Below are 21,236 nucleotides of genomic sequence, written 5' to 3'. Positions count from 1 at the left end.
TCCCAACAGAGGAAGGCGTAGCGGTCAACTCAGACCAACTCGAGCGCCGACGCGACTGCGACGGGGTCGACCGAGATCGGCTCCACGACGGGGATGTCGCGCAGTGCGGTGTCCGGGTCCTTGAGACCGTTGCCGGTCACCGTGCACACGACCCGCAGCCCACGCGGGAGCCACCCGTCCTTCGAGGCGGCGAGCAGGCCGGCGATCGAGGCTGCCGAGGCCGGCTCGACGAAGATCGACTCGGACTTCGCGAGCAGGTGGTACGCCTCGAGGATCTCCTCGTCCGTGGCGGCACGGAATGCACCGTTCGATTCGTCCTTGGCGGTGACCGCACCGTTCCAGGACGCGGGAGCACCGATCCGGATGGCCGTGGCGATCGTCTCGGGATCCTTCACCGGGTGTCCGAGCACCAGCGGCGCGGCACCGGCAGCCTGGACGCCGAGCATCCGGGGCCTGCGCGAGCTCAGGCCGTCCGCGAAGTACTCGGAGTAACCCTTCCAGTACGCGGTGATGTTGCCGGCGTTGCCGACGGGCAGCACGTGCACGTCGGGCGCGTCACCGAGAGCGTCGACGATCTCGAAGGCAGCGGTCTTCTGGCCTTCGATGCGGACCGGGTTGACCGAGTTCACGAGCCCGATCGTCGAGAACTCTGCGGTGGTCTTGCGAGCGAGTTCGAGGCAGTCGTCGAAGTTGCCCTCGACCTGCACGATCTTCGCGCCGTGCATGACGGCCTGCGCGAGCTTGCCCATCGCGATCTTGCCCTGCGGCACGAGCACCGCGCAGCCGATCCCGGCGCGCGAGGCGTATGCGGCCGCCGACGCCGAGGTGTTACCGGTGGAAGCGCACAGCACCGCCTGCTTGCCGGTCGCGAGCGCTTCGGTGACCGCCATCGTCATGCCGCGGTCCTTGAACGATCCGGTGGGGTTGAGTCCCTCCACCTTGATGTGAACGTCGCATCCGGTGATCTCCGACAACCGGGGTGCCGGGAGCAGCGGCGTGCCGCCCTCGCACAGCGTCACCGTCTTCCAGCCGTCACCGATCGGGAGACGACTGCGGTACGCCTCGATCAGCCCGGGCCACGGGGTGTGCACGGGAGCAGTGTTCTTTTCGGCCGCACTCATTCGGCGGATCCCTCCAGTCTCAGGACGCTGGTTACAGCAATAACGGATTCGAGCTTGTCGAGCGCAGCGACGGTGTCCGCCAGCGCCCGATCTGTGGCACGGTGCGTGACCACCACGAGGCGGGCGCTTTCTCCGGCACCCTCCTGACGCACAGCGGAGATGCTCACGCCCCGGGTCGCGAACTCGGCTGCGACCGCCGAGAGCACACCGGCGCGGTCGGCGACCTGCAAGTTCACGTAATAGCGGGTCATGATGTCGCTCATCGGAGCGATTTCGAGCTTGGCGTACCGGGACTCGCGCGGTCCGCGTCCGCCCTGCACGCGGTTACGGGCGGCCATCACGACGTCGCCCATCACCGCGGATGCGGTCGGAGCACCGCCGGCGCCCTGGCCGTAGAACATCAGCCGTCCTGCGGACTGGGCCTCGACCACCACGGCGTTGAACGCGCCGCTCACCGTCGACAGGGGGTGTTCCCGGGGAACCAGGGCCGGGTACACCCGGGCGGAGACGCGGTCCTTGCCGTCGGGACCGGTCACCCGCTCGCACAGCGCGAGCAGCTTGATGGTGCAGTTCAGGGCGCGGGCAGAGGTGAGGTCCGCGGCCGTGATGTTCGATATGCCCTCGCGGTACACGTCGTTGGCCGTCACGCGCGTGTGGAAGGCGATCGACGCGAGGATCGCTGCCTTGGCTGCGGCGTCGAAGCCTTCGACGTCCGCGGTGGGGTCCGCTTCGGCGTACCCGAGCCGGCCCGCCTCGGCGAGCGTCTCCGCGTAGTCCGCGCCGGTTTCGTCCATGGCGGAGAGGATGAAATTCGTGGTGCCGTTGACGATGCCGACCACGCGGTCGACCCGGTCGCCTGCGAGCGACTGCGTCAGAGGACGGATGACGGGGATCGCACCGGCCACCGCGGCCTCGAAGTACAGGTCGACGTTGTGCGACTCGGCGGATTCGGCGAGTTCGCCGGTGTACGCGGCGAGCAGCGCCTTGTTCGCGGTCACGACCGACTTCCCGGCGTCGAGCGCGGCACGCACCAACGTGCGCGGCAGGTCGATTCCGCCGATCAGCTCGACGACGATGTCGACGTCGTCCCGCGTGATCAGCGCTTCGGCGTCGGTGGTGAGCAGTTCGGCCGGCACACCCCGGTCGTAGGAGAGGTCGCGGACCGCGATTCCGCGCAGTTCGAGCGGGGCTCCGATGCGCTCACGCAGGTCCGAAGCATCGTCACGGATGATCCGTACGACCTCGGCCCCTACCGTGCCGTGGCCGAGCACCGCTACACCGACGGGGCGCTGCCCCGGTGCATCGGTCGTTGAGTTGGTCACTCCGCAACCTCCAAGCTGAGCAGATCTTCGACGGTTTCCCGACGTAGCAGGACACGTGAGGCGCCGTCCTTGACCGCGACGACGGCAGGACGGGGCAGCAGGTTGTACCTGCTGGACATCGAGTAGCAGTATGCACCCGTCGCGGCCACCGCCAGTAAATCACCGGCACCCACGTCGGACGGCATCCAAGCGTCGCGAATCACGATGTCGCCGCTCTCACAGTGTTTGCCCACGACGCGCGCGACCACAGCGTCCGCATCGCTGACCCGCGAGACAAGCCGCGACTCGTACTCGGCCTGGTAGAGCGAGGTACGGATGTTGTCGCTCATGCCGCCGTCGACGCTGATGTAGCGGCGCGTGTGGCCGGTGCCGACGCCGACGTCCTTGACGGTGCCCACCTCGTAGATGGTCACGGTGCCGGGGCCGGCGATCGCGCGGCCGGGTTCGACGGCGAGCGTCGGCTCGGGCAGTCCGGCGAGCGCCGATTCGTTGCGGACGATGTCGGTGAGCTTGGCGGCGAGGTCCGCCACCGGCGGTGGATCGTCGCTGGGGATGTACGAGATGCCGAGACCGCCACCGAGATCGACGATGTTCATCTGCGCGGTCTTGTCCAGGCCGAACTCGGCGACGGCGTCGCGCAGCAACCCGATCACGCGATGCGCGGCGAGTTCGAACCCGTCGACGTCGAAGATCTGCGAACCGATGTGGCTGTGCAGACCGACGAGGCGGAGGTTGCCGGTGGCGAACACCCGGCGGATCGCGCCCATCGCGGCGCCTCCGGCGAGGGACAGGCCGAACTTCTGGTCTTCGTGTGCCGTGGAGATGAACTCGTGGGTGTGGGCCTCGACACCCACGGTGACCCGGATGAGGACGTCCTGCACGACACCGAGTTCGCCGGCGATCTCGTCGAGCCGGTCGATCTCGGCCATCGAGTCGAGCACGATGTGCCCGACACCGGCGCCGACCGCGCTGCGCAGTTCGTGGACGGACTTGTTGTTGCCGTGCATGGCGATCTTGTCTGCGGGAAAGCCGGCGTGCAGTGCAACGGCCAGTTCGCCACCGGAGGCCACGTCGAGCGAAAGCCCTTCCTGGTGGACCCAGCGCGCAATCTCGGTGCACAGGAACGCCTTCGACGCGTAGTGCACTCTGGCCGTCGAGCCGAACGCCTCGGCGATCTCGCGGCACCGCGACCGGAAGTCGTCTTCGTCGACGACGAACAACGGCGTGCCGTACTTCTCTGCGAGGTCCGTCACGCGCACACCCGCCACCTGCATGACACCGTCGTCGCCACGACTCGCGTTGCGAGGCCACACGTGCGCGTGCAGTTTGTTCAGCTCACCCGCGTCACGGGGACGTTCGGCGAGGGTGGGGGCGTGCGGAATCTCGGCGTGCCGCGGGCCGGCGGGATGCGCGTTCACATCCGCTCCGGGGCGGAGACGCCGAGCAGTTCGAGGCCGTTGCCGAGCACCTGACGGGCGGCGGCGCACAGCGCGAGGCGCGCGGTGTGGATGGCGCCGGGTTCTTCGTCGCCCATCGGCAGGATGCGGCAGGAGTCGTAGAACCGGTGGTAGGTGCCGGCGAGTTCCTCGAGGTACCGGGCGACACGGTGCGGTTCACGCAGTTCGGCTGCCTTGGCGAGGACGCGCGGGTACTCACCGATGGTGCGGATGAGATCGCCCTCACGGTCGTGCGTGAGCAGCGACAGGTCGGCGCCGTCGGTTCCGAGTCCCAGGTCGGCGGCGTTGCGCGCGATCGACGAGAGCCGGGCGTGCGCATACTGCACGTAGTACACCGGGTTCTCGCTGGTCGTGCTCGTCCAGAGATCGAGATCGATGTCGATGCTCTGATCGACCGACGAGCGGACGAGCGCGTAGCGGGCGGCGTCGACACCGATCGCCTCGACAAGATCGTCCAGCCTGATGACGGTACCGGCGCGCTTGCTCATCTTGACGACCTCGCCGCCGCGCACCAGGTTGACCATCTGGCCGATGAGGACCTCTACGGTGTCGGGGTCGTCACCGGCCGCGGCGGCGGCGGCCTTCAGCCTCGCGATGTACCCGTGGTGGTCGGCGCCCAGCATGTAGATGCACAGATCGAATCCGCGCGAGCGCTTGTCCTGGAAGTACGCGATGTCTCCGGCGATGTACGCGGCGTTGCCGTCGGACTTGATGACGACGCGATCCTTGTCGTCGCCGTAGTCGGTGCTCCTGAGCCACCAGGCGCCGTCCGCGAGGTAGAGGCTTCCGGAGGTCTTGAGCTTCTCGACCGCCTTGTCGACAGCCCCGGATTCGAACAGCGAGTTCTCGTGGAAGTAGACGTCGAAGTCCACTCCGAATTCGTGGAGCGTGCGCTTGATGTGGGCGAAGATCGAGTCGACACCGATCGAGCGGAACACCTCGTCGCGCTCGTCGACGGGCAGGTCCAGCGCATCGGGACGCTGAGCGAGCACTTCACGGGCGATGTCGACGATGTATGCCCCGGCGTATCCGTCCTCGGGGGCCGGTTCACCGAGCGCCGCCGCGATCAGCGAGCGGGTGTAGCGGTCGATCTGGGCGCCGTGATCGTTGAAGTAGTACTCGCGGGTGACGTCGGCGCCCTGCGCCGTCAGGATCCGCCCGAGCGCGTCGCCGACCGCGGCCCAGCGGGTGCCACCGAGATGGATCGGTCCGGTGGGGTTCGCGGAGACGAACTCGAGGTTGACCTTCTTCCCGGCGAGGTCACCGCCGTTGCCGTACTCGTTGCGCTCGGCGAGAACCTTCGCGACGATGGCTCCCTGCGCATCGGCGGCAAGACGGATATTGAGGAATCCGGGACCGGCGACCTCGGCCGAGTCGATGCCGTCCGCAGCGGTGAGAGCCTCGGCGAGCCAGGTGGCCAGCTCACGGGGATTCACTCCGGCCTTCTTCGCGACCTGCATCGCGACATTGGTCGCGTAGTCGCCGTGCTCGGGGTTGCGCGGACGTTCGACGGTGAGGGTCTCGGGGAGGACGGACACGTCGAGACCACGATCGGCGAGGACGGTCGCGGCGGTTCCGTGGAGCAATTCGGCAAGGTCGGAAGGAGTCACAGGTGTTCATCCTATTGGCTCGTCGAAAGCGGTGCCGACGCTCCCCCATAGCCGACGCCGGGGCCGCTGTCAGCGCAACGCCCGTAGAGTTGTGGGGCGTGCCCGCTCAGGCGGCTCGCATCTTTCTTTGTCCGCCCGTCGAAAGAGCAACCAGCGATGCCCAGCGGTTCTGTAAGTGGTGGTTCCGGTAACAAGAAAACCGGAGCCAAGTCGTCGAAGGCCATCCAGGCCGCCAAAAGGCAGAGCCGCAGTTCTCGCGGCCTGCCCAAACAGCGCCAGATCCCGTGGGTGATGATCGGAGGCGTCGCCGTCGTCGTCGTCCTGATCGCGGTCATCGCGGTGAGCATCATGCCGAAGGTCCAGAATCAGCAGGAGATGGCTGCCTGGTCGCCGTCGGAGTCCAACCAGGATCCTTCGTCCGCGATCGACGGCGTCGTCGCGATCGACTACGAGGCGGGCCAGCACGTCGGTCCCACTCAGCGTGTGGCGTACGACTACAGCCCGCCGTTCGGCGGACCGCACGATTCGGTGTGGGCGACATGCACCGGCACGGTGTACGACCAGCCGGTTCGCACCGAGAACATGGTGCATTCGCTCGAGCACGGCGCGGTGTGGATCGCCTACAACCCCGATCTGATCGACGATGCTGCGCGCGAGACGCTGGCGGACAAGGTCGACGGCCGCTCGTACACGATGATGTCGCCGTACCCGGGCCTCGATTCCCCCATCGCTTTGCAGTCGTGGGGTCGTCAGCTGAAGGTCGACACCGCCGATGACGAGCGCATCGACCAGTTCATCGCCTCGCTGCGTCTGAACCAGTACACCTACCCCGAGGTCGGCGCCAGCTGCTCGACGCTCCCCGGATCGTTCGATCCGTCGAACCCGCCGCCGTTCGACGCTTCGGCGCCCGGCGCCGACGCGGTGATGATGGACGGCGGGGTCGCGGACGGCACCGAGGAGATCCCTGCCGACATGCAGTTGCCCGCGGGGAGCTGACCATGAGCGAGACCACCGTGGACCCGGCGGACGACCGGGGGCACCGGCGCATGTTCCTGGTGCTCCTGACGGTGGCTGCTGTCGCCGTCGGATTCCTCGCCGGGTTCCTGGCCCGGATTCCGCTCGAGGACAGGGCGCCCGCGACTCCGGCGGCGGATTCGGTCGACGTGGGGTTCTTGCAGGACATGTCGGTGCACCACAACCAGGCCATCGAGATGGCCGCGGTCGCGGTGACGGAGTCCGAGGACGAGCGGGTGCGCAGTCTCGCGTACGACATTCTCACCACCCAGCAGAACCAGGTCGGCCAGATGCAGGGCTGGCTCACCTTGTGGGGGCTTCCCCCACTTCCCGTGGGCGAGTACATGACCTGGATGAGCGCGTCCGGCGGACACGACCACGGGTCGGGCGACGCCGCGCACACGACGGGCGCCACCGCGATGCCGGGCATGGCATCGTCGGAGGAGCTCGCCGAACTGCGAGCGGCGAGCGGCACCGAACTCGACGTGCTGTTCCTCCAGCTCATGTTGCGTCACCACCAGGGCGGTGTGCCGATGATGGAGTACGGGGCCCGCTATGCGAGTACCGACGTGGTGCGCAACCTGGCTCAGAAGATGATCGCCACGCAGCAGGGTGAGTCCGAGCTGATCACTTCGATGCTCACCGAACGTGAGGGCCGGCCGTTGCCGATGAACTGACCGGCGTCGGCATTTGCGTCCGGATTACCCCGGTGACCTGCGGATGTGGAGTTGGCCGCACAATGCGCTAGGCTTGCTCCCGCACCGCCGGTCATCCGGTGGGCCCGGATTGCCCTCGTAGCTCAGGGGATAGAGCGCTTGCCTCCGGAGCAAGAAGTCGCAGGTTCGAATCCTGCCGAGGGCACCGCCACGACGGCCCCGCTTCGTTTTCGAAGCGGGGCCGTCGTCGTTGCGTCTCGGCTCTGTTTTCGCGCAGTGTCAGAGCCGCGCGAACCGCGCCGGGTCGGTTCCGGGGAGGCGGCGGATCCGGCCCCGCTCGATGAGCTGGCGTACGTGAGCGGAACCTTCCGCGAGTGCCATCTTCTTGCCCTGCATGGGGGTTTCGTCCCACGGCCGGTACCAGCGCATCCGCGAGGTGGCCTCCCAGAGCGTGAGTTCTTCGTCGCCGAATGCGTCGAACAGGTCGTCGAGCCGCTGGTCGTGGTGTGCGATGAGTTCCCCGGTCCTGCGCGGCAGGTCGGCGATCTCCTGCCGGTGTGCGGGGAGGGTCCGGCGGACGGGGAGGGCCGACACCGCCGCCAGGGACGTCAGGTACTCGCCGAGCGCGTCGCGCTTCGGAAGCGGGAAGTCGAATTCGCCGACGTGCGGAGTGGTGGTGGCGAGCACGTGGTCTCCGCTGAACAGGACACCGTGGTCCTCGAGGAGGAAACACGCGTGTCCCGCGGTGTGGCCCGGCGTCAGCACGGTGCGCAACGAGCGCCCCGAGAGCGGGATGACCTCGTCTGCCCCGAGTTTCCGGTCGGGAATCATCTCGGGACGCCCGGGAGGGTAGACCGCGGAGGCGAGATGGTCGTCGATGTCGGACGCGGGTGCCCCTGCGCGGCGCAGCAACTCCGCTTCCTCGGCGCTCCGGTTGGTTCCGGAGATCATCGACTCGAGGTGCGGAAAATCTGCCTCGTTCATGGCAACCCAGCAGCCCGACGCCTCACGGATTCGCCCGGTGAGACCGACATGGTCGGGATGGAAGTGGGTGACCACCACACCCTCGACGTCGGTCACCGACAGGCCGGCGCTCGCCAGGCCGTCCTGCAGCGCCGCCCAGGACCGGTCGTCGTCCCAGCCGACGTCGACCAGGACTACGCCGCCCGGAGACTCCATCACATAGACCTGGGTGTCACCGACGGGCAGATCTGCCACCGGGACGGATACGACGTGGATGCCGTCTCCGATATCGCGTGCTTCGGTCATTCGTGATGCCTCCCAACGAAAAATGAAATCGTGACCGACGCTACACACACCGTTCAGCCGATTTCCGGAACGGGCTCGATGATCGCGACGATCGACCGGATCTCCCCCGCCGGGATGTCGAAGTGCTCGGTCACCGACACGGACGTTTCGGAGGTAGGGCCGGCCGCGACATCGAGCACGAAGCGCGCGACGACGCTGTGGTGCCACTCGCGGAAGTGCAGGTCACGCACCCGGCGGATGGGCAGGTACTCGGCGCCGTGCTCGAGGCGGTGGCGAATCTCAGCGCCGCTGTCGCCGGTGCGCTGCCCGTTCTCCACGCGCCACGCGTCGGGTGCGAACCGCACGTCCGTGGCGTCGTGCCGGATGAGGGATCGGATGTACGCGCGGGCCATCGCCACGCGGGGGCTGTCGCCGGGGGCCGTGGCGCGCTCGGCGAGCGCAGCCATCACAGCGGGCGCCCAATCGCGGCGGCAGATCACCAGGTCGGGCAGATACGGGTGCGGACGGTTGTATTCCAGCGTGCTGCCGTCGATCCTCGCGCAGTGCAGGCCCGCGGCCTGCGCGACGGCGACCGGCGCTGCCGAGTCCCATTCCCACTGTCCACCTGCATGGATGTAGGCGTCGGCTTCGCCGCGGACCACAGCCATCGCCTTCGCACCGGCCGAGCCCATCCGGATCAGGTCCGCACCGAGATCCCGCGCGAGCTCGAACACGAAACCGGGAGGCCGGCTTCCGCTGACGACGATGCGGGGGCGGGGGCGCAGTGCTTCCCGCACCGGCGCCGGATCCGCGGTGCTGTGCACCGTGCCGATCGCGGGTTGCGCGACCGCTCCGGCGGTGAGTCCCTTGCCTGCCTCCCACAACGCCACGTGCACCGCCCAATCGATGTGGGCGGGCATCCCGTACTCCTTCGAGCCGTCCAGCGGATCGATGATCCAGACCCGGTCCGCGTCCACCCGCGCCGGATCGTCCGCGGACTCCTCGGAGAGCACTGCGTCCCCCGGGCGAGCAGCGGCGATCCGCTCGAGGATGTAGGTATTGGCAGCGTGGTCGCCGCGACGGCCCAGGTCACGACCGGTGAGAGCGTCGCCTTCGATCGCGCGCAGGGTGAGCAACAATTCACCTGCGCCGGAGGCAATCTCGGCAGCGAGTCGGGCGTCGTCGAGCTGGTCGTCGGTCATGCCGTCAACAATTGCACGACGAGCGATGCCTGGGCTGCCGCAGTGCCGTCATCGGGGCGCAGTACCAGTTCGGGGGCGTGTGGCGGTTCGTACGGGTCGTCGATTCCGGTGAAGCCCGTCAGCTCGCCTGCGCGGGCGCGCGCATACATTCCCTTCGGATCGCGCGCTTCGCATTCCGCGAGCGGCGTATCGACGAACACCTCCAGGAACGGGACGCCCGCTTCCTCGTGTTGCCGTCGGATGCGGTCGCGATCGGCTCGGTACGGACTGATCAGCGCACAGATCGCGACCAGTCCGGCGTCGGCCATCATCTGGGCGACGGCACCGACACGGCGCACGTTCTCGGCGCGGTCCTCTGCCCCGAAGCCCAGATCGGAGTTGAGCCCGTGGCGCAGATTGTCGCCGTCGAGCCGGTAGGCGGGAATTCCTTCCGCGATCAGTCTGCGTTCGAGTTCGACCGCCACCGTGGACTTGCCCGACGCGGACAATCCGGTGAGCCACACGGTCGCGCCCGTCCTCAACCGGTCACCGCGCCCGACCTCGGCCGCGTGCCACACCACCGCCGTGCCACCGAGAGTGGGGCCGGTGATCATCCCGGCTGCGACGGTGTTTCCGGTCCTGTCGTCGACGAGTACGAAACTGCCTGTGGTGCGGTTGCGCCGGTACGGGTCGAACAGCAGCGGCTGCTGGGTGCGCAGTTGAACACGCCCGATTTCGTTGAGAGCCAGCGAGGTTGCCGTCTCGTCCCGGTGCAGGGTGTCGACCTCGAGCCGGTAGTCGAGCCGCACGACCCGCGCGGTGACGGACCGGGTGGTGTGCAGCAGCACGTAGCGCGCATCGGGGTCGAGTGTCGAACGGTCGTCGAACCAGCACACCATGGCGTCGAGTTCGTGCCCGGCGAGCGGCCGGTTGTTGGGCCGGCACAACATGTCGCCGCGGCCGACGTCGAGTTCGTCGTCGAGTTCGACGCACACCGCGGACCCCGCGTAGGCGTGCTCCAGCGCCGTACCACCCGGTCCCCAGATGTTCCGTACACGCGTGCCGAACCCCGACGGAAGCACGACTACGTCGTCTCCGGGTGCGAATCCTCCACCGGCGATCGTGCCCGCGTAGCCGCGGAAGCCGGAGCGACCGGCATCGTCACCCGGCCGGATGACGTACTGCACCGGCAGGCGCGCGTCGATCAGGTTGGTGTCGGATGCGACGTGCACCTGTTCGAGGTGGTGGAGCAGTGATGTTCCCTCGTACCACGGCATGTTCGCGGTTCGCGAGACCACGTTGTCGCCGTGCAACGCCGAGACGGGAACGAACGTGAGGTCGGGTACGTCGAGTTTGGTTGCGAAGGTCCGGAACTCGTCGCACAGTTCGTCGTACCGGTCCCGGGACCACTCGACGAGGTCCATCTTGTTGATGCACAGGACCACGTGCCGCACACCGAGCAACCCGGCCAGGAACGCGTGCCGCCGGGTCTGGCGCACGATGCCCTTGCGGGCGTCGACGAGGACGAGCGCCAGGTCGGCCGTGGATGCCCCGGTCACCATGTTGCGGGTGTACTGCTCATGACCCGGAGTGTCCGCGATGACGAAATTGCGCTGGGCGGTGGAGAAATAGCGGTACGCGACGTCGATGGTGATGCCCTGTTCGCGTTCCGCACGCAGGCCGTCGGTGAGCAGCGACAGATCGGTGCGTTCGGCGCCGCGGTCGCGACTCGTGCGGGTCACCGCGTCGAGCTGATCCTCGAAGACCGCCTTGGAGTCGAACAGGAGCCGGCCGATGAGAGTGGATTTGCCGTCGTCCACGCTGCCGGCGGTAGCGATACGCAGCAGGCCCGGCATCAGAAGTACCCCTCTTTCTTGCGGTCTTCCATTCCGGCCTCCGAGATGCGGTCGTCGGCGCGGGTCGCTCCGCGCTCCGTGACCCGGCTCGCGGCGACTTCGGTGACCACCTCGTCCGCGGTTCCCGCTGCGGATTCGACGCAACCGGTGCACGTCGCGTCGCCCACCGTGCGGAACCGGACGAGGGTCTCGCGGGTCGATTCGCCGGGGAGCAGGGTCAGAAAGCGGGTGTGTGCGAGGAGCATTCCGTCCCGTTCGACCACCGGACGCCGGTGGGCGTAGTACAGGGAGGGGAGATCGACGCGCTCGTCGCGGATGTAGCGCCAGATGTCGAGCTCGGTCCAGTTGGACAGCGGGAAGATACGCACGTGTTCGCCCGGGCGATGTCTGCCGTTGTAGAGGCGCCACACCTCGGGTCGTTGCGCCTTCGGATCCCACTGCCCGAACTCGTCGCGCAGGCTGAAGATGCGTTCCTTGGCCCGGGCCTTCTCCTCGTCGCGGCGGGCACCGCCGAACACGGCGTCGAAGCCGCCGTCGCGCAGTGCCCGAAGGAGCGTGCCCGTCTGCAGCCGGTTACGGGTTGCGCGCGGTCCGTCGTCTTCGACGGCCCGCCCGGCATCGAGGTCGTCCTGCACCGAGGCGACGAGCAGGCGCAGGCCGTGCCGCGCGACCGTACGGTCGCGGAACTCGACCACTTCGTCGAAGTTGTGCCCGGTATCGATGTGCAGAACCGGAAACGGCAGCGGCGCCGGCCAGAATGCCTTCGCCGCGAGGTGGAGCATCACCGCGGAGTCCTTGCCGCCGGAGAACAGCAGCACCGGTCGCGCGAACGTCGCGGCGACCTCGCGGAAGATGTGCACGGACTCCGCTTCGAGGGCACCGAGCAGCCCGAGCTCGTAGGACGGGGCACGGGGTGGGTCGACTCGGGGCGGTCGTTGTGGCGGCACTGTCGTCATTGCGCGCTCCCAGCCCCGGAGGATTCGGTCCATATATGTACCGAAGTGGTCGAAACGGTCCCGGCCAGAATAGAACGAGTTTCAATTCTGGGTCAACGTCCCGCCCCCTTCCGAATCAGGAGGCGTGCCGCCCACCGAGGTCCGCGGTGATGGCATCGGCAGCAGCCACCAGCGCCCTGCCGCATCGTTCGATCTCGGCACGGTCGACCTCCCGTTCGAGGTGAAGCGCGAGCACGAGCGACTGGTGACCGTCTGGATCGAAGACGGGTGCAGCGATCAGGTTGACCCGATGCGTGCCGTCCGGGCCGAGGGTGCCGGGCAGCACGACTCGCTCGCCCGGACTCGACACCAGTTCCGCCAGCATCTCCCGCATCTCGGGCGCCAGGTCGTGGGAGACGACTCCAGCCATCAACGCGTACGGACGCCGGCCTCCCGGGGTCAGCGACTCGACGAGATAACCCGTTCGGCGGCACTCGTCGATCACGGCTTTCAGGCGGACACGGTCGACGGACACCGGCAGCGTCGGTTCTCGGCCCAACCACCGGTCGATGCGGTCGTCGGTGTCCCACAGCACGTACATCAGTCCGACCGGCGGCGCGAACGGGTAGACCTCGCCGACCCTCGCTGCGGCGCCGCTGCCCGTTCCGCCCACCACGTCGAGGATGGCGATGCGGTCGCCGACCACCGCCGAGGCGGTGCACATCACCCCGAACTCCGCGCTGAGAGCGGTGAGGTGCCGATGCGCGACCGGTCCGGACGCGAATCCGCGCTGTGCGGCCCGGCCCGCGACGATCAACGCCGGCCCGAGGCCGTAGGTCTTGTCGATCGGATCACGGATGAGATAGCCCGCGTCGGTCAGCGCGGTGAGGATGCCCAGGCAAGTCGGCTTGCTCAGGTCGAGCTCACGGGCCAGTTCGGACAGTCCGAACCGACGGCCCGGTCGTGCGACGAGGTGATCGAGGACCTGCACGACGCGCTCGGTCGGGGGCGAGCGGCGAGCGGTGGCCGCCCCGGACGCCCCGGCGCCGTCCCTGCGACCGGCCATTGACCCTCCCTGGAACACGTTCTATCGTCGGCGCAACGGACACTACCGCAGCGGTACATATTTGGACCACAGGAGACCGACGTGCTCACCGATCCACTCACCGCGGCGATAGCCGAGGCCGAGAAACTCGTCGCCACCGCCCCGCACATCCGGACCGAGGACGACCTCACCGAGGGTTACGGCTACCTTGCCGGCGGCATCGCCGCCTGTGTTCACGCCGCCTGGGCGCACAGCAGCACCCACCCCGTGTTCATCACCGGCACCGGCCCGTACGCGAAGATGGGGCTCGACAACCCCGACACCCTGTACTGGGGCGCAGCCGTACGCGACAACGCCGAATACGTCGTCACCGGGCGCCGCGGCAGCACATGCGATCTGAGCTTCCAGGTGCTCGCGGGCAACTACACCGACGCCGCGGTGCCCGGCAACGTCACCGCCTTCGACGACCGCGCCCTGCGCATCGCGGACGACGGAACCTTCGAGGTTCGCTTCGGGCCCGGGCCGGCCGATCCCGAGCGCAACTACTTCACTCTCGCACCGGGCTCGTCCCAGCTGGTCGTCCGGGAGGTCTACAGCGACTGGACGCAACGCCGCGGCACGTTGCGCATCGACCGTCTCGACACCCTCGGCACTCCGGCACCGGCACCCACTCACCAGGACGCGGTCAAACGGTACGAACGGGCAGGTCGCGGACTGGTGTCACGGGTGAAGACGTGGTTGCAGTTCCCCGAGTGGTTCTACCTGAAGCTGCCGGTCAACACCGTCACCGAGCCTCGGCGTACGCCGGGTGGGCTCGACACGCAGTACTCGTCGGTGGGGCACTTCGACCTCGCCGACGACGAAGCGATGATCCTGACCCTGCCCGCGACCGATGCCCCCTATCTGGGCTTCCAGATCGGGAGCCTCTGGTACATCTCGCTCGACTACATCCACCACCAGACCTCGCTCAACAACACCCAAGCCCGCGTGGACCCGGACGGGATGGTGCGGATCGTGGTCTCCGCGCGCAATCCCGGCCTCGTCAACTGGGTGGAGACCCTCGGGCGCAGCCGCGGGATTCTGCAGTTCCGCTGGCAGCGCCTCGACCGCGAACTCACCGCCTCGGACGGCCCGGTGGCGCAGGTCGTTCCGTTCGAGGGCCTCGCCGACGCGTTGCCGTTCCACGACGCGAACCGCATCACCCCCGACGAGTGGGCGGCGCGCATCGCCGCACGCCAGGCCGCGATCGCCGATCGGATGCTCGGATGAGCGCCGCCGGGTTGTTGCAGGATCGCGTCGTCGTCATCTCCGGTGTCGGCCCTGGCCTGGGCAGCACCCTCGCGCTGCGATGCGCGTCCCAGGGCGCCGACGTCGTCCTCGCCGCCCGCACCCGGGAGCGGCTCGAGAAGGTGGCGGCAGAGGTGGAGGCGCTGGGTCGCCGGGCACTGCCGGTTCCCACCGACATCACCGACGACGAATCCGTCGCGGCGCTCGCCGAGGCCGCTACAGCCGAGTACGGCCGCATCGACACATTGGTCAACAACGCATTCTCTGTACCGTCGATGAAACCGTTGGCAGGAACCGACTTTCAGCAGATCCGCGACAGCGTGGAGCTGACGGTGCTCGGCGCGCTGCGCCTGACCCGCTCCTTCACGTCCGCCCTCGCCGAGACGGACGGATCGGTCGTCAACATCAACTCGATGGTCCTGCGTCATTCCCAGGAGCGTTACGGCAGTTACAAACTCGCCAAGTCGGCACTGCTGGCGATGTCGCAGTCCCTGGCCACCGAACTCGGACCGCAAGGGATTCGGGTCAATTCGGTTGCACCAGGGTACATCTGGGGACCGACGCTCCGAGGGTACTTCGAGCACCAGGCCGGCAAGTACGGCACCTCCGTCGAGCAGATCTACGAGCACACCGCCGCTGCCTCGGATCTCCGGCGCCTGCCGACCACCGAGGAGATCGCCGACACGGTGATCTTCCTGGCCTCTTCGATGGCCTCGGCTGTCACCGGGCAATGCATCGACGTCAACTGCGGCGAATACCACCACTGAACGGACATCAGATGAGCGAACGCACCACCGTGGGCACCGTCGACGACCTTCATGCCTCCGCGACCCGGCTGACGGGACTGTCCGACTTCGGCGAGGACGACTACCGCGACGCGCTGGAAGTACTGCTCGAGTCGTACGCGCGGGACGAGGTCCTCACCCCGCTGGGCAGCAAGATGTCGCGGGTATTCCTTCGCGGCGCGCTGGTCGCGCGACTGCTGTCGGAAGCGGCGTGGGCACGACATCCCGGCTACGTCGACGTTCCTGTCACCCGCCCCGTTTTCGTCACCGGACTCCCTCGCACCGGCACCACCGCGTTGCATCGGCTCCTCGCGGCGGACCCCGCGCATCAAGGCCTCGAGATGTGGCTGACGGAGATGCCCCAGCCCCGGCCGCCTCGCGAGACCTGGGAGCACGATCCGGTGTTCGCGAGCATCGAGGCGGGCTTCGCGCAACACCACGTCGAGCACCCCGAGTTCATGGGTGTGCACTACATGTCCGCGGCCGAGGTGGAGGAATGCTGGCAGTTGCTACGCCAGTCGTTCCGGTCGATCTCGTACGAATGTCTCGCGCACCTGCCCACGTATTCGCAGTGGCTCGCCGGGCAGGACTGGACCGGCGCCTATGCGCGGCACCGCAAGAACCTCCAGCTCATCGGCCTGCCCGACGAGGGAAAACGATGGGTGCTGAAGAATCCCAGTCACCTGTTCGCGCTCGACGAACTCCTCACCGTGTATCCGGATGCGTTGATCGTGGTGACGCACCGCGACCCCCGGACGGTGATCCCTTCCGTGTGCAGTCTCGCGGCACAGGCCACCGAAGGGTGGTCCGAGGCCTTCGTCGGTGACACGATCGGCCGGAGCCAGCTCGAGCTGTGGGCACGCGGTTACGACCACTTCACCAGCGCGCGGGCCCGGCACGACCCCGCGCAGTTCGTGGACGTCGACTACCGGGATTTCGTGGCCGACCCGCTGGGCACGGTGGGCGGGCTCTACGACCGGTTCGACATGCCGTTCACCGCCGAAGCCGAACGCGCGATGGCGTCGTTGCACGACGAAAGCCGCAGCGGAGCCCGCAAACCCGCACATCGCTACACGCTCGAGGAGTTCGGCTTGTCGGTACAGGACGTCGACGAGCGCTTCCCCGCGTATGCGTATCGCTGACGCCTGCCGATCCTTCCGCCCGAGCACCCGGTGTGCCTCCCTACCTGCGCGTTCCCGCATGGAATGATGGGAGGCATGCCCGCACCACTCCCCCTCGACCCGATCGCCGAAGCCCACCGTCAGTGGGTTGCCCACGGTTGGGGCGAGGTCGCCGACGGAATGGCCGCGGTGACCTCGGTGATGCGGGCGCAGCAGATCATGATGGCCCGGGTCGAAGAGGTGCTCAAACCCTTCGGCCTGACCTTCGCCCGGTACGAACTACTCACCCTGCTGAACTTCACCAAGGCTGGAGCGTTGCCGATGGCCAAGGCGAGTGCGCGTCTGCAAGTGCATCCGACGAGCGTGACCAACGCCGTCGACCGGCTCGAGGCAGCGCATCTGGTGCGCCGCACCCCGCATCCCAGCGACCGCCGCGCCACGCTCGTCGAACTCACCGATGCGGGTCGTGCCCTGGCGATCGAGGCGACCGAAAAACTCAACACCGAGGTGTTCGCCCGCCCGGGGATCCCCTCCGAGCACATCGACACCCTGTTGCGCATACTCGCGACGATGCGCCACGACGCAGGCGATTTCGACACCGGCGGTGCGCCGTCGAAGTGGTGAATGCCCATCACGCGCCCGTTGCACGAGAAAACGCCGCCCCACATCGGGACGGCGTTCTTCGTTTCTCGCGTCGAACTATCCGTGCTTGAACTCGGGCGCGCGCTTCTCGACGAACGCCGCCATGCCTTCCTTCTGGTCGGCGGTGGCGAACGTGGAGTGGAACACCCGCCGCTCGAATCGCACACCTTCGGCGAGAGTCGTCTCGAACGACCGGTTCACCGCTTCCTTCGCCATGATCGCAGCCGGCAGCGACATCGACGCGATGGTGGTGGCAGCGTCGAGCGCGACCTCGAGGAGTTCGGCGGCTGGCACGACCCGGGAGACCAGGCCAGCACGCTCGGCTTCCTCCGCGTCCATGTTGCGGCCGGTCAGGCACATGTCCATCGCCTTGGCCTTGCCGACCGCGCGGGTGAGACGCTGCGATCCACCGATGCCGGGGATGACACCGAGCTTGATCTCGGGCTGACCGAACTTGGCGGTGTCGGACGCAATGATGAAGTCGCACAACATCGCCAGCTCGCATCCGCCGCCGAGCGCGTAACCCGACACCGCAGCGATGATCGGGGTGCGAGCGGACGACAACCGATCCCAGTCGGAGAAGAAGTCCTCGGCGTACACCTCGGAGAAGGTCTTGGGTGCCATCTCCTTGATGTCGGCGCCGGCGGCGAACGCCCGCTCCGAACCGGTGAGCAGAATCGCCCCGATCTCACGGTCGGCGTCGAGTTCTTCGACCGCCGAGACCACTTCGCGCATCAACTGGCTGTTGAGTGCGTTGAGCGCCTTGGGCCGGTTGAGCGTGATGATGCCGACGCGGCCTTTGCGCTCGAGCAGGATGGTCTCGAAATCGGTCACTTGCTGTCCTCTGCGTTCGAGCGGTCACGAATGTCGTTGATGATGGCGGAGAAATCGAGCCCGCCACCACCACCGGTGTTGAACCGATGATAGAGCTCGGCGGCACGAAGCCCGAGTTCGGCCTCGACCCCGTTGGAGCGCACCGCGTTCGACGCCAGACCGAGATCCTTGTCCATGAGCGCCGCGGCGAAACCCGGCTGGTAGTCGTTGTTGGCCGGAGTCGTGGGCACTGGGCCGGGAACCGGGCAGTTGCTCGTCAGCGCCCAGCACTGCCCCGAGGCGTTGGACGCCACGTCGAACAACGCCTGGTTGTCGAGGCCGAGCTTCTCGCCGAGCACGAATGCTTCGCTGATCGCGATCATGGACACACCGAGGATCATGTTGTTGCAGATCTTGGCGGCCTGGCCGTTGCCCGATCCGCCGCAGTGCACGACCTTGCGGCCCATGACGTCGAGGAGCGGTTGCGCTGCGGCGAAGTCTTCCTCGCTGCCGCCGACCATGAAGGCCAGGGTGCCTGCTGCGGCGCCGGCCACACCACCGGACACCGGGGCGTCGACGGCACGGTGACCGGCTGCCTGCGCACGACCGGCAGCGTCACGCGCATCGGCGACGTCGATGGTCGAGCTGTCGACGAAGAGCGTGTTCGGCTTTGCCGCGCCGAGGATCTCGTCGTACAGGTCGAGGACCAGCTTGCCGTTGGGCAGCATGGTGATCACGACGTCGGCGGCGGGGACGGCCTCGACCGCGGACCCGACGACGGTGATGCCGTTCTTCGTGGCTTCCTCCTGGGCGGCGGGCACCGGGTCGTACCCGGTCACCGCGTAGCCCGCCTTGGCGAGATTCGCGGCCATCGGCCCACCCATGTGGCCGAGACCGAGGAAGGCGACGTTGGGGAGTTCACTCATCGGTCGTTCTCCTTCGGAGCGGCGAGGCCGAGTTCGAGCTCGCCGAGCGGCTGGAAGTATGCGTCGATGTCGGCGTCGGTGACATCGGTGAGGGTCGCGGGCGACCACTGCGGATTGCGATCCTTGTCGACCACCTGAGCGCGGATCCCCTCGACGAGGTCGTGCGACTTCAGCGACGCGGACGAGACCCGGAACTCTTCGTTCAGGACCTCTTCGAGGCTGCCGAGTGTCCGTGCGTGACGGAGCGACCGCAACGTGACCTTGAGAGCGACAGGCGATTTGGCGAGGATCTGCTCGGCGGTGGACCGGGCCTCGTCGACGTCACTGTTGCGTAGGCGTTCGACGATCTCCTCGACGGTGTCCGCGGAGTATGCCGCGTCGATCCAGTCGCGCTGCGCGAGCAACGTCGATTCCGGTGCGGGCCGGGAGTATTCGGCCAGTGCGTCGTCGACCGAACCGGTCTCGAGCGCTGCGACGAACTTGTCGAGGGCGTCGGACGGCACGAAGTGGTCGGCGAAGCCGAGGGCGATGGCGTCGCCCGCCTTCATCCGGCCGGTGGTCAGCGCGATGTGCGTGCCGATCTCGCCGGGTGTGCGCGAGAGGAGGTAGGTGCCGCCCACGTCGGGGATGAACCCGATGCCGGTCTCGGGCATTGCGATGCTCGAGCGTTCGGTGACGATCCGGACGTTGCCGTGCGCGGAGATGCCGACCCCGCCGCCCATCACGATGCCGTCCATGATCGCCACGTACGGCTTGGGGTAGCGGCCGATCGCGGCGTTGAGGATGTACTCGTCGCGCCAGAACTCCTGCGAGCCGGTACCGCCGTCGCGGGCATCGTGATAGATCGAGACGATGTCACCACCGGCGCACAGTCCACGCTCCCCGGCGCCGCGGACGACGACGGCGCGGACGGAGTCGTCGGCCACCCACTCCGTGAGCGCCTCCGCCATCACGCGAACCATGTCGTGGTTGAGCGCGTTGATCGCTTTGGGACGGTTGAGCGTGATGTGGCCCAGTCCGTTCTTCGCCTCGATGAGGACCTCGGGTTCCTGCCCGGTCATTGCGCTCCGTTCTGCGCTGCGGCCACCACGCTCCGCGCGACGACCACCCGCATGATCTCGTTGGTTCCTTCGAGGATCTGATGCACGCGCAGATCCCGCACGATCTTCTCGATCCCGTACTCGGCCAGGTAACCGTAGCCACCGTGAAGCTGCAACGCATCGTTCGCGACGGCGAATCCGGCGTCCGTGGCGAAGCGCTTGGCCATCGCGCACAGTTCCACGACGTCCGCCGCCTCGTTGTCGAGTGCGTCCGCTGCCCGCCACAGCAGGGTGCGCGCAGCCTCGAGTTCCGTGCGCATGTCCGCGAGCCGGAACTGCAGCGCCTGCGAATCGAGCAACCGGTCGCCGAAGGCCTTGCGTTCGGCGAGGTAGGCGACCGTCCGGTCGAGCGCGGCCTGGCCACCGCCCACCGAGCATGCCGCGATGTTGAGGCGGCCGCCGTTGAGGCCGTGCATCGCGATGCGGAACCCGCCGCCCTCCGAACCGAGGAGGTTCGCCGCCGGCACGCGCGCGCCGTCCAGGATGACCTGGCGGGTGGGCTGTGCGTTCCAGCCCATCTTCTTCTCGTTGGCACCGAACGACAGGCCCGGCGTGTCCTTCGGGACGATGAACGCCGAGATACCGCGCGCGCCGGTGTCGCCGGTGCGGGCCATCACGACGTAGACGTCGGAAGTGCCTGCGCCGGAGATGAACTGCTTGACGCCGGTGAGCACGTAGTCGTCCCCGTCGCGCACCGCTCTGGTGCTGAGCGCGGCCGCGTCGGAGCCCGCGCCGGGTTCGGTGAGGCAGTAGCTCCCGAGGAATTCCATCGAACTCAGCCGGGGAACCCAGTGGTGTCGTTGCTCGTCGTCACCGAACTTGTCGATCATCCACGTGACCATGTTGTGGATCGAGATGTAGGCGGCGATCGACGGGCACCCGGTTGCGAGTTGCTCGAAGATGCGGACGGAGTCGAGGCGGCGCAGCCCCGATCCACCCACGTCCTCGCGGATGTAGATCCCGCCCATGCCGAGTGCTGCGGCCTTGCGCAGCACGTCGACCGGGAAGTGCTTGTTCTGGTCCCATTCCACCGCGTGGGGAGCCAGGTACTCGGTGGCGAAGTCGCGGGCGGTGTCGCGGATCGCCCGGTCGTCGTCGCTGAGGGTGAACATCGGCG

19 protein-coding genes and 1 tRNA gene are annotated in these 21,236 nt (G+C 67.8%); 7 read left to right on the top strand and 13 right to left on the bottom strand.

Going from position 1 to position 21,236, the window contains the following annotated elements; genetic code table 11:
• Positions 1–29: 29 nt before the first annotated feature.
• Genes thrC through argS form a run of 4 tightly spaced genes read right to left on the bottom strand, consistent with a single transcriptional unit; the run spans position 30 to position 5,510 of the window.
• Positions 30–1,121: a threonine synthase gene (thrC, locus tag RDCOP1_RS11040; protein ID WP_072700296.1), complete on the bottom strand. Its 1,092-nt coding sequence runs from the start codon at positions 1,119–1,121 to the stop codon at positions 30–32.
• A complete protein-coding gene (locus RDCOP1_RS11035) occupies positions 1,118–2,443 on the bottom strand; it encodes a homoserine dehydrogenase (RefSeq protein WP_072700293.1) in 1,326 nt (441 codons plus the stop codon). Before RDCOP1_RS11035 ends, thrC begins: the two co-directional genes overlap by 4 nt.
• Positions 2,440–3,861, bottom strand: a complete 1,422-nt coding sequence (gene lysA, locus RDCOP1_RS11030; RefSeq protein WP_072700291.1) for a diaminopimelate decarboxylase — start codon at positions 3,859–3,861, stop codon at positions 2,440–2,442. Before lysA ends, RDCOP1_RS11035 begins: the two co-directional genes overlap by 4 nt.
• Positions 3,858–5,510: an arginine--tRNA ligase gene (gene argS, locus RDCOP1_RS11025; protein WP_072700289.1), complete on the bottom strand. Its 1,653-nt coding sequence runs from the start codon at positions 5,508–5,510 to the stop codon at positions 3,858–3,860. The genes lysA and argS overlap by 4 nt, the downstream gene beginning before the upstream one ends.
• 156 nt (positions 5,511–5,666) lie before the next feature.
• On the opposite strand from argS, the gene RDCOP1_RS11020 reads away from it, so the two are divergent.
• From RDCOP1_RS11020 to RDCOP1_RS11010, 3 genes are all read left to right on the top strand, one after another.
• Positions 5,667–6,506: a thioredoxin-like domain-containing protein gene (locus RDCOP1_RS11020; RefSeq protein WP_072700284.1), complete on the top strand. Its 840-nt coding sequence runs from the start codon at positions 5,667–5,669 to the stop codon at positions 6,504–6,506.
• 2 nt (positions 6,507–6,508) lie between these two features.
• The gene (locus RDCOP1_RS11015; RefSeq protein ID WP_072700278.1) at positions 6,509–7,201 is read left to right on the top strand and encodes a DUF305 domain-containing protein; all 693 of its coding nucleotides are present in this window, start codon (positions 6,509–6,511) and stop codon (positions 7,199–7,201) included.
• 111 nt (positions 7,202–7,312) lie between these two features.
• Positions 7,313–7,385 (top strand) — tRNA-Arg (locus tag RDCOP1_RS11010).
• A 74-nt stretch (positions 7,386–7,459) separates the two neighbouring features.
• Here RDCOP1_RS11010 and RDCOP1_RS11005 read toward each other — a convergent pair.
• From RDCOP1_RS11005 to RDCOP1_RS10985, 5 genes are all read right to left on the bottom strand, one after another.
• Positions 7,460–8,449, bottom strand: coding sequence for an MBL fold metallo-hydrolase (locus RDCOP1_RS11005; RefSeq protein WP_072700276.1), 990 nt, complete (start codon positions 8,447–8,449; stop codon positions 7,460–7,462).
• Positions 8,450–8,502: 53 nt separating this feature from the next.
• On the bottom strand, positions 8,503–9,630 hold the full coding sequence (locus RDCOP1_RS11000) for a 3'(2'),5'-bisphosphate nucleotidase CysQ (RefSeq protein WP_072700274.1): 1,128 nt from the start codon (positions 9,628–9,630) through the stop codon (positions 8,503–8,505).
• The gene (cysC, locus tag RDCOP1_RS10995; RefSeq protein ID WP_072700272.1) at positions 9,627–11,465 is read right to left on the bottom strand and encodes an adenylyl-sulfate kinase; all 1,839 of its coding nucleotides are present in this window, start codon (positions 11,463–11,465) and stop codon (positions 9,627–9,629) included. Before cysC ends, RDCOP1_RS11000 begins: the two co-directional genes overlap by 4 nt.
• The gene (cysD, locus tag RDCOP1_RS10990) at positions 11,465–12,421 is read right to left on the bottom strand and encodes a sulfate adenylyltransferase subunit CysD (RefSeq protein ID WP_072700270.1); all 957 of its coding nucleotides are present in this window, start codon (positions 12,419–12,421) and stop codon (positions 11,465–11,467) included. Before cysD ends, cysC begins: the two co-directional genes overlap by 1 nt.
• Positions 12,422–12,536: 115 nt before the next feature.
• Positions 12,537–13,466: an IclR family transcriptional regulator gene (locus RDCOP1_RS10985; protein WP_072700268.1), complete on the bottom strand. Its 930-nt coding sequence runs from the start codon at positions 13,464–13,466 to the stop codon at positions 12,537–12,539.
• Positions 13,467–13,547: 81 nt separating this feature from the next.
• On the opposite strand from RDCOP1_RS10985, the gene RDCOP1_RS10980 reads away from it, so the two are divergent.
• The 4 genes from RDCOP1_RS10980 (at position 13,548) to RDCOP1_RS10965 (ending at position 17,262) form a co-directional block, all read left to right on the top strand.
• A complete protein-coding gene (locus RDCOP1_RS10980; RefSeq protein ID WP_072700266.1) occupies positions 13,548–14,714 on the top strand; it encodes a hypothetical protein in 1,167 nt (388 codons plus the stop codon).
• Complete coding sequence (locus RDCOP1_RS10975) at positions 14,711–15,499, top strand: SDR family oxidoreductase (protein ID WP_072700264.1); 789 nt, start codon at positions 14,711–14,713, stop codon at positions 15,497–15,499. Before RDCOP1_RS10980 ends, RDCOP1_RS10975 begins: the two co-directional genes overlap by 4 nt.
• An 11-nt stretch (positions 15,500–15,510) precedes the next feature.
• The gene (locus RDCOP1_RS10970) at positions 15,511–16,659 is read left to right on the top strand and encodes a sulfotransferase family protein (protein WP_072700262.1); all 1,149 of its coding nucleotides are present in this window, start codon (positions 15,511–15,513) and stop codon (positions 16,657–16,659) included.
• 75 nt (positions 16,660–16,734) lie between these two features.
• Positions 16,735–17,262, top strand: coding sequence for a MarR family winged helix-turn-helix transcriptional regulator (locus RDCOP1_RS10965; protein ID WP_072700480.1), 528 nt, complete (start codon positions 16,735–16,737; stop codon positions 17,260–17,262).
• Positions 17,263–17,337: 75 nt separating this feature from the next.
• Here RDCOP1_RS10965 and RDCOP1_RS10960 read toward each other — a convergent pair whose 3' ends face one another.
• Genes RDCOP1_RS10960 through RDCOP1_RS10945 form a run of 4 tightly spaced genes read right to left on the bottom strand, consistent with a single transcriptional unit; the run spans position 17,338 to position 21,231 of the window.
• A complete protein-coding gene (locus RDCOP1_RS10960) occupies positions 17,338–18,114 on the bottom strand; it encodes an enoyl-CoA hydratase (RefSeq protein WP_072700260.1) in 777 nt (258 codons plus the stop codon).
• Positions 18,111–19,079, bottom strand: coding sequence for a 3-hydroxyisobutyrate dehydrogenase (mmsB, locus tag RDCOP1_RS10955; protein WP_072700478.1), 969 nt, complete (start codon positions 19,077–19,079; stop codon positions 18,111–18,113). Before mmsB ends, RDCOP1_RS10960 begins: the two co-directional genes overlap by 4 nt.
• Positions 19,016–20,080, bottom strand: coding sequence for an enoyl-CoA hydratase/isomerase family protein (locus tag RDCOP1_RS10950; RefSeq protein ID WP_072700259.1), 1,065 nt, complete (start codon positions 20,078–20,080; stop codon positions 19,016–19,018). Before RDCOP1_RS10950 ends, mmsB begins: the two co-directional genes overlap by 64 nt.
• Positions 20,077–21,231, bottom strand: coding sequence for an isobutyryl-CoA dehydrogenase (locus RDCOP1_RS10945; protein WP_072700257.1), 1,155 nt, complete (start codon positions 21,229–21,231; stop codon positions 20,077–20,079). The genes RDCOP1_RS10950 and RDCOP1_RS10945 overlap by 4 nt, the downstream gene beginning before the upstream one ends.
• Between the last annotated feature and the right edge of the window lie 5 nt (positions 21,232–21,236).

The sequence above is a fragment of the Rhodococcus coprophilus NBRC 100603 genome, from assembly GCF_001895045.1.
Taxonomy (GTDB): domain Bacteria; phylum Actinomycetota; class Actinomycetes; order Mycobacteriales; family Mycobacteriaceae; genus Rhodococcus; species Rhodococcus coprophilus.
The sequence above is the reverse complement of the archived record's forward strand: the minus strand, read 5'-3'. Positions and strand labels throughout refer to the sequence as shown.

Excerpts from the sequence above, each read along its gene's own strand:
- thrC (WP_072700296.1), bottom strand. The coding sequence starts at position 1,121 with ATGAGTGCGGCCGAAAAGAACACTGCTCCCGTGCACACCCCGTGGCCC.
- RDCOP1_RS11020 (WP_072700284.1), top strand. The coding sequence starts at position 5,667 with ATGCCCAGCGGTTCTGTAAGTGGTGGTTCCGGTAACAAGAAAACCGGA.
- RDCOP1_RS11015 (WP_072700278.1), top strand. The coding sequence starts at position 6,509 with ATGAGCGAGACCACCGTGGACCCGGCGGACGACCGGGGGCACCGGCGC.
- RDCOP1_RS11005 (WP_072700276.1), bottom strand. The coding sequence starts at position 8,449 with ATGACCGAAGCACGCGATATCGGAGACGGCATCCACGTCGTATCCGTC.
- RDCOP1_RS11000 (WP_072700274.1), bottom strand. The coding sequence starts at position 9,630 with ATGACCGACGACCAGCTCGACGACGCCCGACTCGCTGCCGAGATTGCC.
- cysC (WP_072700272.1), bottom strand. The coding sequence starts at position 11,465 with ATGCCGGGCCTGCTGCGTATCGCTACCGCCGGCAGCGTGGACGACGGC.
- cysD (WP_072700270.1), bottom strand. The coding sequence starts at position 12,421 with ATGACGACAGTGCCGCCACAACGACCGCCCCGAGTCGACCCACCCCGT.
- RDCOP1_RS10985 (WP_072700268.1), bottom strand. The coding sequence starts at position 13,466 with ATGGCCGGTCGCAGGGACGGCGCCGGGGCGTCCGGGGCGGCCACCGCT.
- RDCOP1_RS10975 (WP_072700264.1), top strand. The coding sequence starts at position 14,711 with ATGAGCGCCGCCGGGTTGTTGCAGGATCGCGTCGTCGTCATCTCCGGT.
- RDCOP1_RS10970 (WP_072700262.1), top strand. The coding sequence starts at position 15,511 with ATGAGCGAACGCACCACCGTGGGCACCGTCGACGACCTTCATGCCTCC.
- RDCOP1_RS10965 (WP_072700480.1), top strand. The coding sequence starts at position 16,735 with ATGCCCGCACCACTCCCCCTCGACCCGATCGCCGAAGCCCACCGTCAG.
- RDCOP1_RS10950 (WP_072700259.1), bottom strand. The coding sequence starts at position 20,080 with ATGACCGGGCAGGAACCCGAGGTCCTCATCGAGGCGAAGAACGGACTG.
- RDCOP1_RS10945 (WP_072700257.1), bottom strand. The coding sequence starts at position 21,231 with ATGTTCACCCTCAGCGACGACGACCGGGCGATCCGCGACACCGCCCGC.